This is a genomic window from Edaphobacter lichenicola, assembly GCF_014201315.1.
GTDB lineage: Bacteria > Acidobacteriota > Terriglobia > Terriglobales > Acidobacteriaceae > Edaphobacter > Edaphobacter lichenicola_B.
The window spans coordinates 481,521-496,899 of sequence record NZ_JACHDY010000002.1; the positions used below are offsets into that span (position 1 = coordinate 481,521).

At 55.1% G+C, this 15,379-nt stretch carries 9 protein-coding genes and 1 pseudogene; 5 read left to right on the forward strand and 5 right to left on the reverse strand.

What is annotated here, in order from left to right:
* Position 1 precedes the first annotated feature (1 nt).
* The 3 genes and pseudogenes from HDF09_RS08305 to HDF09_RS08310 form a co-directional block, all read right to left on the reverse strand.
* Positions 2-5,272 (reverse strand): Ig-like domain repeat protein, encoded by a 5,271-nt coding sequence (locus tag HDF09_RS08305; protein ID WP_311719040.1) that lies wholly within the window; start codon positions 5,270-5,272, stop codon positions 2-4.
* 255 nt (positions 5,273-5,527) lie between these two features.
* A pseudogene (locus HDF09_RS21295) lies at positions 5,528-5,959 on the reverse strand (Ig-like domain-containing protein); the annotation flags it as partial.
* 335 nt (positions 5,960-6,294) lie between these two features.
* Positions 6,295-7,440 (reverse strand): SIS domain-containing protein, encoded by a 1,146-nt coding sequence (locus HDF09_RS08310; protein WP_183764540.1) that lies wholly within the window; start codon positions 7,438-7,440, stop codon positions 6,295-6,297.
* 348 nt (positions 7,441-7,788) lie between these two features.
* On the opposite strand from HDF09_RS08310, the gene nagA reads away from it, so the two are divergent.
* A complete protein-coding gene (gene nagA / locus HDF09_RS08315; protein WP_183764543.1) occupies positions 7,789-8,955 on the forward strand; it encodes an N-acetylglucosamine-6-phosphate deacetylase in 1,167 nt (388 codons plus the stop codon).
* 226 nt (positions 8,956-9,181) lie between these two features.
* Entirely contained in the window at positions 9,182-9,958 is a 777-nt protein-coding gene (locus HDF09_RS08320; RefSeq protein WP_183764547.1) for a GntR family transcriptional regulator, read from the forward strand.
* On the opposite strand, the gene HDF09_RS08325 is transcribed toward HDF09_RS08320, so the two are convergent.
* Both HDF09_RS08325 and HDF09_RS08330 read right to left on the reverse strand, forming a co-directional pair.
* Positions 9,948-11,228, reverse strand: a complete 1,281-nt coding sequence (locus tag HDF09_RS08325) for a sugar MFS transporter (RefSeq protein ID WP_183764550.1) — start codon at positions 11,226-11,228, stop codon at positions 9,948-9,950. The genes HDF09_RS08320 and HDF09_RS08325 overlap by 11 nt on opposite strands.
* A 64-nt stretch (positions 11,229-11,292) precedes the next feature.
* Positions 11,293-12,021 carry an N-acetylmannosamine-6-phosphate 2-epimerase gene (locus HDF09_RS08330; RefSeq protein WP_183764553.1) on the reverse strand — a complete coding sequence of 243 codons (729 nt, stop codon included), beginning with the start codon at positions 12,019-12,021 and terminating at the stop codon, positions 11,293-11,295.
* A gap of 121 nt (positions 12,022-12,142) precedes the next feature.
* On the opposite strand from HDF09_RS08330, the gene HDF09_RS08335 reads away from it, so the two are divergent.
* The 3 genes from HDF09_RS08335 to HDF09_RS08345 all read left to right on the forward strand — a co-directional run bounded on the left by HDF09_RS08335 (position 12,143) and on the right by HDF09_RS08345 (position 15,248).
* The gene (locus tag HDF09_RS08335) at positions 12,143-13,303 is read left to right on the forward strand and encodes a lactonase family protein (RefSeq protein WP_260181025.1); all 1,161 of its coding nucleotides are present in this window, start codon (positions 12,143-12,145) and stop codon (positions 13,301-13,303) included.
* 572 nt (positions 13,304-13,875) lie between these two features.
* Complete coding sequence (locus HDF09_RS20490) at positions 13,876-14,493, forward strand: CGNR zinc finger domain-containing protein (protein WP_221270073.1); 618 nt, start codon at positions 13,876-13,878, stop codon at positions 14,491-14,493.
* Positions 14,494-14,732: 239 nt separating this feature from the next.
* Positions 14,733-15,248 (forward strand): septal ring lytic transglycosylase RlpA family protein, encoded by a 516-nt coding sequence (locus HDF09_RS08345; protein ID WP_183764559.1) that lies wholly within the window; start codon positions 14,733-14,735, stop codon positions 15,246-15,248.
* The last annotated feature ends 131 nt before the right edge of the window (positions 15,249-15,379 follow it).

Consider the following 15,379-nt stretch of genomic DNA (forward strand, 5'->3'; position numbering starts at 1 on the left):
CCTACTGAACGATCAAAGTGGCGGTTGCGGCATGTTGGACGGTACCTTCGACACCGGTTACCGTGACAGTGTAGGTTGTGGGAGTAAGAGTGAAATACCCACCTGCGCAGCCACTAAGTGCAGCGATTGGTAGAAGAGAGCCGAGCGCTAGTAGGGCGAGCATCAAAGTACGAGGCATCTTCTTTCGCAACTTTCGGATTGTTCCGAGTCCTAGAAGTCCAAGCATCCCAACAGCGATCGGCAGTTCGTTTCTTTTGTGAGGCATGCCTTGGAGGGGATGGTCCTGTGCACGGAGAGAGTTGCTGGTTTGAACACTGAGAACAACTCCAGTGACTCCGCTGCCAGCAGCTACCGAGGATGGAGTGAGGGTATAGGTTGAACCTGGCGGTAATCCTGTGACCGTTAATGTCACATCGTTGAGAAAGGTTGTAACACTAACGGGAGCAAGGCTGAAGTTATAGCTTGTAGTCGCTCCTGGGAAGATGTTCTGGCTGGCGGGGCCACTGTTTGTGTTCGTGAAATCTTCCACGACGTCGTTCGCGGGAGCTGACGTACTGGGTGCAAAGGAACTGTCTCCCGAATAGACCGCTATGATCTGATGTGAGCCCGTAGCCAGCTTGGAAGTAAGGAGAGCCGCATTAGCATTGGTGCTAAGCGACACAGCGACACCCCCATTCGACGTGAGAATAGCTGTTCCCAGTATGGTTGGGCCATCCATAAACGTTACCGTTCCTGTAGCATTTGGGCTCGAAGCGGTAACGTTGGCGGTGAAGGTAATTCCAGTCGCGATGAGTTGGGCAGGCGTACTTTCAGTGATAGTGATGACGGTTGGGATCTTACTGATGACCTGTGCTAACACCGAGGAGATAGATGGACTATAGCTCGAATCGCCCCCATAAGATGCAGTGATGGGGTGAGACCCAATCGTCAATGCGGATGTGGAAAAAGTCGCTACTCCTGAAGTATTGACTACTCCAGTGCCCAGAGTGGTCGAACCGTCGAGGAAGGTCACCAAACCAGTTGCCCCAGGATGTACGACGGCAGAGAAGGTTATAGACTGACTAACTGCCGATGGATTAGTCGACGATGTCAGGGTTACTATAGTGGCTGTTTTTCCTACTGTTACGAGAGTAGGTGGTGACGTAGCGGGATTATTATTCGCGTCTCCGGAGGTGGCCGCAGTAATGGAATCAACTCCGAGTGGAAGCGATGGAACTGTAAGAGTTGCAACGCCATTCACAATGGTCGCTGATCCTAATGGAATCGTACCGTTCGAGAAAGTAACTGTACCAGTAACGCCGGTTGGGACTGTCTCGGTAATAGTCTCGGGTGTATCGACGGGTAGGTTAGACGACGACACAACAGGCGGAGGCAGGATCGGCGTATTTTTCCCGACGGATTGTGTGAGGCTAGCGGTTGCGGAGTTGTTATTGGTATCTCCGTTGTAGGTGGCGGTGATCGCGTCGCTTCCTGTCGGCAAGGTAGAGGTGGAGATGGTTGCAGTTCCACTCGTTATTGTTGAGGTGCCGAGGAAAGTTGAACCGCTGGTGAAGGTCACTGTACCCGTTACGCCGGTCGGAAGCGTGGCTGTGAACGTTACAGCTTGATTGAAAGCAGACGGGTTCGTGGAAGATGTCAGATTTACTGAAGGAGTTGCTTTTGCCACAATTTGGGTAGTTGAGCCGGTTGCGGGATTGTCGTTCGCATCGCCACCGTAGGAGGCTGTGATCGGATCACTGCCTACCGGAAGCGTCGTTGTAGTGATTGTTACGGTTCCAGTCGTCGGATTTACTGTGCCAGATCCCAACGTCGTGCCGCCGCTAGTGACCGTGATTGTTCCGGTTGTACCAGGGGGAACAGTCGTTGTGATCGTGACCGAACCACCATAGGTGCTGGATCCAGAGGTGGTCACCGTCACGGGCGGCGTATTTTTTCCGACGGATTGTGTGAGGCTAGCCGTTGCGGAGTTGTTATTGGTATCTCCGTTGTAGGTAGCAGTAATCGTGTCGCTTCCTGTCGGCAGGGTAGATGTGGAGATGGTTGCATCTCCACCCGTTATTGTTGAAGTGCCGAGAACAGTTGAACCACTGGTAAAGGTCACCGTGCCGGTTACGCCAGATGGAAGCGAAGCAGTAAAGGTCACAGACTGATTCACCGCAGATGGGTTCGCCGAGGAGGTTAGAGTTACGATCGGAGTGGCCTTGGTCACCGTTTGCGTGGTAGTGCCGGTGGCTGGGTTGTCATTCGTATCGCCACCGTAGGAGGCGGTGATCGGATCACTGCCTACCGGAAGCGTCGTCGTGGTGACGGTTACAGTTCCGGTCGTCGGATTTACTGTCCCAGATCCCAAGGTCGTGCCGCCACTGGTGACCGTTATTGTGCCGGTTGTACCAGGGGGGACCGTCGCTGTGATCGTGACAGGACTTCCAACAGTGCTGGAGCCTGAGGTAGTAACAATCACCGTCGGTGTCGCCTTATTCACAATCTGGGTCAGAGTTGCCGTCGCTGTGGTGTTATTCGTATCGCCATTGTAGGTGGCAGTAATCGTGTCGGAACCTATTGGCAGCGTTGTGCTGCTTATCGTTGCCACCCCGTTAGTCAGGGGTGCTGTTCCCAAAATGGTCGAACCGAACAAGAAGGTCACGGTGCCGGTAGCAGTTGACGGAACAGACGCAGTAAAGACTACCGACTGATTCGCTGCAGACGGATTGAGCGACGACGAGAGTGTCTCAGTGGGGGACGCCTTTGTTACCGTCTGAGTCGTTGAACCTGTCGCGGGGTTGTTAACATTGTCTCCACTGTAGTTTGCCGTTATCAGATCGTTGCCTACCGGCAATATCGTGGTCGAAATCGTGACTGTCCCAGAAGTTGACGTAACAGCGCCTGATCCCAACGTCACACCACCACTAGTGAGCGTGATCGTGCCAGTCGGACCGGTCGGCACAGACGCCGTAATTGTGACGGAATGGCCATAGATGCTCGAACCGGAGGTGGTAACTGTCACCGATGGACTTAACTTCGCAACGACTTGAGTCAAGGTAGAGCTGGAAGCATTGTTATTTCCATCGCCACCGTATGTCGCGATGATGACGTTATTGCCAAGAGGAAGCGTTGAGGTCGTGAATGTGGCGACACCATTCGCCAGTGTTGAACTCCCCAGGAGGGTCGAGCCACTCGCAAATGAGACCGTACCAGCAACGTTTGCCGACAACGTATCTGTAAAGGTAACTGCCCCTCCGGGTAACGAGGGATTGACTGAAGATGTCAAGGTCGACGTGGGGCTGTCTTTAGCTACAGTCTGGGTAGTAGTTCCCACGGCCGAGTTGTAGTTGCCATCTCCGCTGTAAGTGGCGGTGATGAGATCGCTTGGCGGCGACAGCAGGGTCGTAGTTACTGATACCGTGCCACCGGTGATAGTTCCCAAGCCAAGAGAGAGGGTTCCGCTTGTAAAGGCAATCGTGCCAGTCGCGTCACTTGGAACCGAAGCTGTGATTGTAACTGTGTCGCCATAACTGCTAGACCCAGAGGTTATAACGTTTACGGTTGGTGTCGCCTTATTAACTACCTGAACAAGGACAGGGGAATTGTTAGAGCCATACTGTGCGGTGATATTATGGGCGCCCACTGAGAGGCTAGAGGTTGTGAATGTCGCTGTTGTGCCAGATATGATGCCGCTTCCGATGCTCGTTGTACCGTCGAAGAAGGTTATTGTGCCGGTCTTTCCAGTAGCTACAGTTCCAGTGAAGGTAACAGATTGCAGATAAATTGAAGGATTGAGCGACGAGCTTAGCAGGACATTAGAAACTGTGGCCGTAACCGAATTAGAATTGCTGGGGTTGTAGTTTGAGTCTCCAGCGAATACGGCAGTGAGGGTATCGGCTCCCACTGGCAACATAGTTGCCGTTAGCGTGGCGACTCCGTTCACTAGGCTTCCAGAGCCGAGAAGAGTAGTCCCGGTGAAAAATTTCACTGGCTCATTGTTAGTCGTCGTGGTTGGCGGCCCGACTGTGTAGGGGGACAGGACAGCAGTCAACACGATAGCCTGCCCAGGCAAAATAGCTGAAGTTGCAGACGCCGTCAGAGCAAGTGTCGTATTTACGGGTGCGGCAGTAAGTGGGACAGTGGCTGAGACGCTGCCTATGTAAATAGAGTCGCCAGAGTAACTCGCATCTACTTGATGAACGCCACTACCAAGTGGAAAGACAGCGACCTGAGTGAGGGCAGAGGCCACAGATGTCTGCTGGACCTGACTCAACGAAACAGCTGCCCGAGGTGTGTCAGCATCGGTTCCGATGAGATCTGCATTGCCGTCGTTGTTATAGTCTCCTGCATTTACGGCGTATGTGAGCGCGAAGCCACCTATGCCAGGCTCCTGATAATTCTGAAAGGTTCCATCGCCATTGCCCTGATAGACGAGAGCGCCGGTACTACCTCCTGCAATGATGTCAGGGATCCCATCTCCATTCACATCAGCAAGGTGGGGGTCTGATGGGATGTCAGAGACGTAGGGCGTAGTCGTAAAACCTCCCTTTCCGTCTCCAAGAAGGACGAAGAGACTGTTGCCAATGTTGCTATTCCCGCTGCCTGGACGAGTAATTGAACTGGAGACGATATCGGGGAAGTCGTCGGCGTTTGTATCCCCAGCGGTGAGGAACTCCCCTATCTCGGTCGCCACTGAAGATGTTGGCACCTGAAATGTGCCGTCTCCATTCCCAAGGGCAAGATAGAGGTCCGACAGCGAACTGCCGGGTGTCGAAGTATTGACCGCATAGGCCACATCGTCGTGGCCGTCCATGTTGAAGTCCGCAACAACCACGCCATGGGCGAGATCAGGAGTAAGAAGAGTCACCGCCTCAGGGGCAAACTTACCCTTTCCATCGCCAATAAAAATTGTGACGTTCTTCTGTGACTTATTGGAGAGTGCGATATCCAGAAGTCCATCACCGTTAAAGTCTCCAACTGCAATGCTCGCGACATCGCCGGTTGGATAATAAACTGGCGCCTGAAATACACCGCCCCCGCTCCCTAGGATGATCACGAGACCACCATTCGCGCCATCGGAGCAACCAAGGGCAATGTCAGTGACACCGTCTCGATTGAAATCGGCAAGGAGAATCTGGAGAGCTTTCCCTACGATACAGCCGGCATAGTTTACCTTCGGCTGGAAGGTTCCATCCCCGTTTCCAAGAAGTACAGAGATCGTCTGCGCAGCATCTCCTGTTACGACATCCAGGTTGTTGTCCGTATCGAGATAGGCCGACGCAATTGCCACAGACCGCAGGGTTGTTCCATTTCCACCTATTGCAAATGGCTTATTTTGAAGAAAGGTTGTCGAGAGCGTAGATACGGTCAGGTTCTCACTACCAAGCAGGCTGTTACTTGTGCTGGTGTCTAGAAACGAAATACTACCGCTGGGGCCCGTATTTAGCGAGCCAAAACCTGCAACCGTTCCTGTGAGACTGTAGTTTCCGATGGACCCTGTAGAGGTCAATGTTAAGGTCGAAGCATAAGTCCCCGTGACTGCATAGGTGACTGTATTCGACTCACTAGTGGCATAAGTATTATTCGCTCTGAACACCGCCTTGTAACTGTGGTTTCCAATCGGTCCGCTGCCAATCTTTACGGACGCGGTTGCCGCGGGGAAGGTCAGCTGCGCAATACCCAAAGCGGAGTTATTTTCGCAAAACTTTGCTGTCGCCTCGCAAAAAAGCACCAGGCCGGCACTGATTGGCGAGTTTCCCGCTGTAACGGTTGCGGTCAAAGTAATTGGTGTCTTATAGGGGACCGAAGGCGCTGAGATTGCCAGTGTCGTGACAGTTGGCGTTGGGTTAGGCGTTGTTCCAAAGGCCGCAGAGGAAAGAATTGACATCAACACGAGGGGAAAGAAAACTCGTGCGCGGCAAATGCCCATAAACACCGAGACAGAAAAACAAGGCGAACGGTGAGACAAGCGCTTCATAGGGTCCCCTTGGTTCGTTACTTCGACCAAACTTTAGTACCCACCGTAACCTCCTGAGTGAGCACTACCTATTACACGAAAGTTGCACCACGGCAACGGCTTGTTTGGCCCTACTCTCGCTGGGTGTAGTCAGGAGATTCAATAGAGATGGAATGGCAGAGGGCTTGCTTGCAGACCAACTAAACGACCCTTATGTAGTAGTTAAGATGGATTTATATATAGAGACAGTTCGGCGTCGCCATATAGGGCGAAGGTCGAGAGTATAGAGCTAGAGATTATATTTCCGATGGACGTGGGACTGCCAAGGTGGATTGAAGCGGAAGTTTGTCCGAGAATTACTCCTCTATGACGGCCTTGACCAGGTTTCTGGGCCGATCGACATCGATGCCGCGGCTGATCGCCAGGGAGTAGGCAAGCAGTTGAAATGGAACGACCTCTAGAATGGTCGAGAGTAGATCGTTGCTGGCAGGAATAAAGAGGCAGGAGTCGCTGTACTGAGGGACCTCCTGATCGCCTTCGGTCGCTAGGGCGATAATTCCTGCACCTTGTGTCCGCATATCCTTCATCAGCTGTAGGACCTTGGAGTAGCGCAGCAGAGAGTCGGGATCGCCAGAGTCGGCCGTAGCAATCATGATGAGCGGAGAGTCCTTGCTCACGAGAGCATTGGGGCCATGTTTCAGTTCGCCAGAGGGATATCCTTCAGCATTTAAATATGCGGACTCCTTAAGCTTGAGCGCACCTTCCCGGGCGATCGCATAGTGAGCACCACGACCGAGGTAAAGCAGCGTACGAGAGCTTGCCAATTGAGGAGTCAACGCATCAATCTGTCTCTGCCATTCCGGCAATGCGGTTTGAAGGAGACGGGGAATCTCCTGAAGCTCGCGGCCGTGCGCCTCGGCAGCCTGGAGCGTCATACGACCACGAACGCGCGCCAGGTGAAGAGCGAGAGAATAGAGTACAGCGAGCTGCGTGGTAAAGCTTTTCGTTGCCGGAATGGCCTTCTCAACACCAGCGAAAGTTGGCATTGAGGCGCTCGCCTCGGTTGCCATGCTGGAACGAGCATTATTGGTGATTGCGACGGTGGCAAGTCCCCGGGCATGGGCTTCTCGGAGAGCGGCTAGTGTATCGGCCGTCTCCCCGGACTGAGAGATAACGACAACGCCTGGGTTATGCAGCGTATGCGTTGAGCGATAGGTATATTCACTGGCGTATTCGACGTCGACAGAGATCCCAGCCAGATCTTCAAGCATGATTTCACCGGCAAGACCCGCGTGCCGGCTAGATCCACTGGCGGCAATAACCAGCCGCTCTCGCCCTCCGATAGCATCGACCACCGGTTGAAACGTCTCTGCTGTTGAGACGCCGCCCGGCACATATTGCTCGATAGTCGCGGCGAGAGCCTGGGGTTGCTCGTAGATCTCGCGCAGCATGGCGTGAGGAAATGTCACAAGCTCCTGCGGAATGAGCGTCGGTTCTGTCATTTGCTTTTGGTATCCAATGGCTTTTTAGCTGCGTTGACGATTGGCGGGCAGATCTCCGGAGCAACTGACCCGTTGAAGACGGTAAATGTGCACTCGATGAAGTCGCAGGAGCATCTTGAATCAAGCTTATGCTGACCGCGCATCATGGAGAGATACTTCGCCTGAAGGAATGAAATCTTCCATCGTTGGACTTGTATGTACGACTATACTGGATTTGCAGTATTGAAGATAGTGCCTGTTTACGAACAATGGTATCCACGGCTTATCGCCTTCACAAGGTCCGCGCGAAGGTTCAGAACATGGTTAACTAGAGCTTGCGTTCAGCGTGGAGCCGACGAAAGGGCAGCAATGATTAGTACGATAGCGGCGCGGAGACTCATAAATTCGGACTTGGTGGTTGAGTACCCGCTAGTAACAATAGAAGATGGTCGCATCAGCCAGATAGAGAGTCTGAACGCCGCCGCTTCCGAACGGGTCCAGGCCACATATAGCTTTCGTGAGGCCACCCTGGTGCCAACGTATGTTGACATACATATTCATGGTTGCGCTGGACACGACGTCATGGAAGCCGACTCGAAGGCGCTAAAAGCGATTGGGGCCTACCTTTCGAGCCGCGGTGTAGGAGCATACTTTCCAACTACAGTGACGTCTCCGACGGATGAGACTCTACGCTCTTTGACGGGACTCGCGACTGAGATCAGACGGTGGGCGGAGACTGCCGACCATGGTGCTACCCCGTTGGGGATACATCTCGAAGGGCCGTTTCTCTCACATTTAAAACGTGGCGTACATACGGAGGCTCTGCTGGAAGTGCCCTCTGTCTCACTGTTCGACCGTTTCTGGCAGGCAGCAGAGGGCCAGATTCGCCTTATGACGATTGCTCCTGAGTTGCCCGGAGCGACTGAACTGATCGCGCACGCAACTGCCCTGGGAGTTCGTTGCAGCATGGGACACAGCGACGCCAGGGTATGCGAGGCGGAGGCGGGCTTTGTAGCTGGAGCGCGTTCCGCAACCCATACGTTCAATGCAATGCGGGCTATCGATCATCGAGAGCCTGGACTAGCGGCCTATGTGCTGGATAAGCATTCTCTGTTTGCCGAGATCATCTGTGACGGCATTCATGTAGACCCCTTGATGGTCCGGCTCTTCTTCAAAGCCAAGGAGAGGGACCGCATCATTCTGGTGACCGATGGCATGAGTGCCACCGGAATGCCGGATGGGACTTACATGCTGGGCGATATGAAGGTGGAGGTGCATGACGGGCGTTGCACCTCCGATGGCACTCTTGCGGGCAGCGTATTGACTCTTGACCGCGGAGTACAGAACCTCATCCACTTTACCGGCGCAAACCTGGAGACAGCTGTCGCCGCCGCCTCGCGAAACCCTTCTCGACTAATGGGCATCGATGACAGTTGGGGCAGCCTGGAAGTCGGTCGCGCGGCCAATATCACCGTATTATCACCGTCGGCCGGGGTCATACAAACCTTCTTGTCAGGAAGATCGATGATTGCTTGAGCTGAGTTACTCATTCTTGCGCAGGCAAAACCGCTCGATGGATCGACCACTTACTGCTATCCGTTTTTGACAAGATGTGTATAGACAACAGAACCGGGATAGGACTAAAAAGACAAGGGACGCGAATTAATTCGACATTGTGTGTCTGCAAGATGCTGGCTGAAACCGTCATCTCGCATTTTTGTGAGCATTCGGACGCGGATGTCGGAACGTCTCAGGAGATAGAGTGCCGAAGCCTCAAAGTCAGCCTGTTTCAACAATACGTCCTCTGGATAAAAGCGGTTTCATACCGCTGTATTACCAGATTCAGCGGGCACTAATGGAAAAGATTCACTCGGGAGAACTTTCAACGGGGGACCCGCTGGCTTCCGAGGAGGAACTGGCGCGAATCTACCAGGTGAGCCGAATGACGGCACGGCAAGCGCTACATGGGTTGAAGACCAGCGGTTTCGCCATCAGCCAGAAGGGACGCGGCACATTTGTCACCCGACCTAAACTTGAGAAGAACATCATGCATCTGCGTGGCTTTACCGAGGATATGAAGCATCTCGGTATGGTCCCGAGTTCAAAACTAATCGAGCAAACGGTCGTAAAGGCTACAGCAGAACTCGCGGAGCAATTGAAGGTCGAGACAGGTGAAGTTGTGATGCGGCTGCGACGACTACGTTTGGCCGATGGGATTCCGATGGCGCTTGAAATATCACACATTCCATTAAAGCAATTTCCAGGTCTTGAGAAGATCAACTTCGCCAGGCAGTCTCTCTACTTTGTGCTTCGCGAGACGTTCGGTGTGCGTGTCGCGTGGGCCGATGAGGTGATCGAGGCACTGCCCGCAACTCGCGAAGAATCTGACTTACTTACAATCCCCAAAAAGGCGAGCATCCTTTCCATCTCGCGGACAATTATGACGACCGAAGAGACGCCAATCGAGGTTGCGTGCTCTCGATACCGCGGTGACCGTTATCGGGCTTCCATCCGGGTCCCAACTACGACTATTGAATAACTGCGGGATTTAGAGAGTCCATTGCACCCGATAACTCTTGATGTCGGTGCCCTCTGATCGCGAAGAAGAAGATGTAAGCGTAGCAGAGTAGAACAATTGCGAAGCTGTGCTGGTAGCCGAGCGTATCGGCAAGAAAGCCCTGAACCTCAGGGATGACTGCTCCACCAACGACCATGGTGATTAGAATTCCGGAGCCCTGGCTCGTGAATCTTCCCAAACCCTTTACCGCCAGCGGGAAGATGCAAGGCCACATGACCGAGTTACACAGGCCGCAAAAGACTACCGCCCACATTGCAATGTGTCCGTGTGCTGCGACCGTGAGGGTGATGAGGACAGCGGCAATCAGCGAGACGACAGCAAGTGCCCTTTGAGCTCGAATCCAGCGCATCGCGAAGTAACCCACGAAGCGGCCTATCAGGGATAGCCCCCAATAATAGGAGACGTATCGCGCGGCGACCTCGTGGCTCAAGCCCCCCATCGATGGCTGGCCAAGATAGGTGATCATGATGCTTCCAATGGCAACCTCGGCTCCCACATAGAAGAAGATCGCGAGCGCACCTAGCCTTAGATGGCTGAAGCTCCATGCGCTGCCATCAGTACTGGATTTGGAACCGTCTTTTTCAATGACGTCGGGTAACTGCACGAAGGCTGTGATAACTGCCATAGCAAAGGCGCAGGCTGCGAGAATGAGGTAGGGCTTCCGCACAGAGTGGGCGAGTTGCGCCGTCGAGGCACCGGCAGCTATGAAGATAAAGGCGGCGCCAACTCGGGGAGCGGAAGTTGTAGCAATCGAGTTGAAGAAGCCAGCCAGATTTAGCCGGGAAGCCGCAGTCTCCGGAGGTCCCAATGCACCAACGTAGGGATTAATGGCTACCTGGAGAAGCGCAAGTCCGCTACCGACGACGAACAGAGCGAAGAGAAAGAGGGGATAGAAGATGATGACCGAGGCGGGAAGAAAGAGAAGCAGGCCAAGCCCCATCACGGACAGTGCGACGACAATACCTGATTTGTAGCCGATCCTGCCAACGATCCATCCCGAAGGCAGAGACATAACGAAATATGCTCCGAAGAAGCAGAACTGAACCAGCAGCGCCGTGACGTTGGTGAGATGGAAGAGATCTTTGAAGTGCGGAACCAGGATGTCGTTCAGCGCGGTGATGAAGCCGATGCCAAAGTACAAAGAGACCATCAGCATTAGTGGAACGGTGTAGTTTCTGCTGCTTGTCTCGACCGTGGTGATCGAGCTTTCTCCCGCGACTCCAAGCGCCATTTCAATCCCCTGTTCATGTACAAACTGCTTTTAAATGTCTAGATGACTATACTGATTCGACGGATTACTTGCTTGAAGGTTGAATGTCCGTTTGCCTGGTCACTTGGACAAAACGATTCGTGATGGTTTCGGGGCGGGTGATGGCGGAGCCGATGACAACGGCGGTGGCCCCCATGTCCAGCGCCTGGAGGGCCTCCGTGGGGTGGGTGATGTGGCCTTCCAGGAGCACGGGGACTGTCAAGTGTGCCAGCAGGGATTGGAGCAAGGGCCAGGACGGAGAGCGGATCCCGGCTGTTTCGGTAGTGTAGCCGTAGAGGGTGGTGGCGACGGCATCGGCTCCGGCGCGCTCGGCGGCGAGGGCATCTTCCAGGGAGGCGATGTCGGCGAGGACTGGCCGACGCAGCTCGGTATGGGTGCGGGGGATGAGTTCAGTCCAGGGTTCGGGGGCGGTGAGGCGACGGGCGGTGCAGTCGAGGGCGACGATGTCGGCTCCGGCGTCAACGACGGCCTTAGCGGAGCGGAAGTCGGGGGTGATGTAGACGTCTCCGTTGGCGTCGCAGGTCTTGATGATCCCTATGATGGGGAGCTGCGTGAGGGCGCGGAAGGCGGCGATGCGCGTTGTGCCTTCGGCGCGGAGACCGCCTGCTCCGCCGCGCAGGACCGAGGTTGCTATTCGGGTGAGGGTGTCGAGATCGTCCAGCGGATCGCCTTCTGCGGCCTGACAGGAGACGATGATTCGGCCGCGGAGGAGATGGAAGAGCGAGTTGAAGGAGGAGTTCGAGCCTTTAGGCACTTTTGCTGGCTTCCCTTGGAGGCGGCTGTCTGGCTGTTGAGGGTGAAAGGACACGACGCCGTAGGAAACAGACTATCTGCAAATCGCGCTATTGTGGATGAGAGGAAGAAGGAGCGGTGATTTGAGACAGATTAATCGGCTTAATCGACGTAGATTTATCTTCGGTTCGGCAGCTTTGTCGGTGGTGGGTAGGGCTGGGTTTGCGGCAGGAAAGGATGGTGGGCGACTGCTGGTCGGGACTCAAACGTCTGGCTCGAGCAAGGGTATCTATTCGTACTCCTTTGCGGCGTCGACGGGAGATCTGACGGCGCTTGGCCTTGCGGCTGAGGCGGAGAATCCTACGTTTCTGGCGCTGGCTCCTGACGGGAAGACCGTCCTCGTGGCCAATGAGCTGGATAAGTTCGAGGGCAAGGACGGCGGCGCGGTGTCGACTTTTACACTGGACCGGACCAGGACGCGGTTGTCCAAGGTCAGTCAGGTGGCCTCCGGCGGAGGAGGAACCTGTCATGTCGCCTTCGATCGGACGGGCAAGGCTGCGTTTGCGGCGAACTATGGCGGGGGCAGCGCGGCTTCGTTCGCGGTTGGAGCCGGCGGTGCGTTGAGCCCCGCGGTTTCGTTCTTTCAGTACAGCGGACAGGGACCGAACAAGGAGCGGCAGGAGGCTCCGCACGCCCATCGGGTGACGGTGTCGCCGGATAACCGGTTCCTGCTGGTCAACGACCTGGGGCTGGATACGATTCACCTCTATCGGTTGGATGCGTCTACGGCGAAGCTTGTTGCGAATGAGCCGGCGGCGTGGCGGTCGGCCCCGGGAGCGGGACCGCGGGCGCTGCGGTTTCATCCGAACGGCAGGGTTGCGTACTGCGTCACCGAGATGACGTCCTCGGTGGTGGTGCTGCGGTGGGACTCGGAGCGCGGAGCGCTCGAGACCGTGCAGGAGATCGTGATGAAGCCTGCCGATTTCCAGGGCGCGACCAACGGAGACGATATTACGATCGACCGAGAGGGCCGGTTTGCCTATGCGACCGACCGCTTCGACGATATTGTGGTCACCTTTGCCATCTCGCCCTCCGATGGCAAGCTGACTGTGGTGGACCGGATACCGTGCGGGGGGAAGGTTCCGCGTCACCTGACGCTTGATCCGAGTGGCCGGTGGCTGCTGATCGCCAATCAGGAGTCTGACACTATCTCGGTGCTGGCACGCGATGGGAAGACGGGTAAGCTGACGGATTCGGGGAAGAGCTTCCCCCTGTCGCGGCCGCAGTGCCTGGTCTTTGTATAGCTCCTTCCTGCTGAATCCCCGGACTCTATGCCACCTGGGTACCCCCCTCCCCCCCCGGGGGTATCTTGGCGGTAAAGTCCTTCTATTCAGTAGCTTGCAGAGGGGTAGTGTCTGCAAAGTATAGAAAACAGATGGTTTGTTCCTAAAATACTTGTTATCAGTTAGTTATCTCGGAAATAAAGAAGCCCCCGGGCTCAAGAGCCGGGGCTTTCTTTGTCTATGTATCCATTATAGCGCCTGGCACGTAACTGATACGCCAAGCGCAATGTACTGAATCTAATTGCGTTATGCGTTTTTGGGCTTGACAGAGTTTTGGTCTTCGCGACCAGCGGAACTCCTTTTGAAAAAGGTCGTTTTTGATCGGGCCTTCTTTAAAGTGCGCCTGCGCGGGCGGCGGTCCCTTCGTGACTGGTATACCCCTTCGGTTGGCGCTCCCGTTGGTCGCGAAGAAAGACGGCTCGCGACTCTGAGGGCGTAACTTTTTGTTGTTACACGACTTGGCTGTCTAACCGGTTGGGTGGTATAAAGATCTCGCGTTCATGTAGACGGTCGATAGAGAGCGGGATTCGCCAATGACGGATCACCAGAGCGATGTTGCTGTCAGGGCTGCACTTCGGAAGCCTGTCGCCTCCCACGTGGGGGGCCACCTTGCGCTCGACTTTTGCAATACGGTGGCCGAACACCTGGCCGAACAGCCTGAGGAACTGCTTCCGGACTGGGAGTCGTTTGTCCGATGGACGGTTCAGGTTGGGTTGATCGAGCCTGAGTTGTACGGCGAACTGGTGGATTCTCCGTCGCCTATCGATGAGATTTGGGAGCTTCGAGAGGAGATCTACCATGTCGGGCTGACGCTTGCCCTGGGAGATCCGGTTGCGGAACACGATCTGGTGGCTATTCGCGAAGAGGCGAACGCGCCGAAACCGATGGTTGTGAGTGAGGGGGCAGGACTCCATTGGCGGCCTGATCCGCAGTTCGCGTCGATGGAGCTGCGGTCGATCCTGGCGGGCGAGGCGTTGTCTTTGTTCTGTTCCCGGAGGTTGGCTCGGATCGGTATCTGTGGAGGCGGCCTTTGCGGATGGCTCTTTCTCGACGAGAGCCGAGGGAGACGCAGACGCTGGTGTGACATGAAGGACTGCGGCAACCGGGAGAAGGCGCGCCGGTACTACCGGCAACAGCAGAAGAGCAAATAGGCGTGGGGGCAAAAAAATTACAAAGGAGGGTGTATCGGGGAGGAACGATCCCCCTCTGGATTGCTGGGGTTAACCCCTTTGTAACGTTGAGTTGCCAAAATGGGACCGTTTTTCACTTTTTTTAGGGCGATCAGGCAACCCCGAAAAGTGTTGACAAGGGCGCCTGGGTGTGGTGAACCGGGCCCCATTTTTGTGCATTTAAAATACCCTTTAAGTCTTGCTTTTCTTATACTTAAGGGATGGAACAGAGACCCGGAAACGAACGTACGGCAATCATGACAGGAAGGGCTCGGACCGCTGTTACTCTGGCGGCGATGGTCGTTCTGTCAGCCTTTGCGACGGATAACGCTACTCCGGCATTGGCTCGAGCTACGGACCCCGTCCCGGTGATGCATGATGTCACCACATCAGAGATCGTGAACACGGTAACGGTCCCCCGGCGGACGGTTTTGACGCGGATTAAGAGCGGGCTGGCGAGCTGGTATGGCGAGGTATGGCAGGGACGCCGGACGGCCAGTGGACGGATCTTCGACATGAACGAGATGACGGCGGCGCACAAGACGCTTCCGTTCGGCAGCAAGGTGAAGGTGACCGATCTGCGTAACCAGCGGTCGGTTGTGGTGACGATCACTGACCGGGGGGCGCTGTTTCCGGGCAGGGTGATCGATCTGTCTCTTGGTGCTGCGAGGCAGCTACGGATGGTCAACTCCGGGTTGGATCCGGTGAAACTGGAGCTGCTGACCTACCAGAACTAGGCCTTGCTGGCTCTATCGGCTGGATTCTTGCTTTCTTTAATTTCTTTTAAAGTGCGCCCTGCGCGGGCGGCGGTCACTTCGTGACTTGTATACCCCTTCGGTTGGCGCTCCCGTTGGTCGCGAGCTATCTT

What these genes read in the sequence shown, in the direction of transcription:
- HDF09_RS08310 (WP_183764540.1), bottom strand. Translation starts at nt 7,440, where the DNA reads ATGACAGAACCGACGCTCATTCCGCAGGAGCTTGTGACATTTCCTCAC.
- nagA (WP_183764543.1), top strand. Translation starts at nt 7,789, where the DNA reads ATGATTAGTACGATAGCGGCGCGGAGACTCATAAATTCGGACTTGGTG.
- HDF09_RS08325 (WP_183764550.1), bottom strand. Translation starts at nt 11,228, where the DNA reads ATGGCGCTTGGAGTCGCGGGAGAAAGCTCGATCACCACGGTCGAGACA.
- HDF09_RS20490 (WP_221270073.1), top strand. Translation starts at nt 13,876, where the DNA reads ATGACGGATCACCAGAGCGATGTTGCTGTCAGGGCTGCACTTCGGAAG.
- HDF09_RS08345 (WP_183764559.1), top strand. Translation starts at nt 14,733, where the DNA reads ATGGAACAGAGACCCGGAAACGAACGTACGGCAATCATGACAGGAAGG.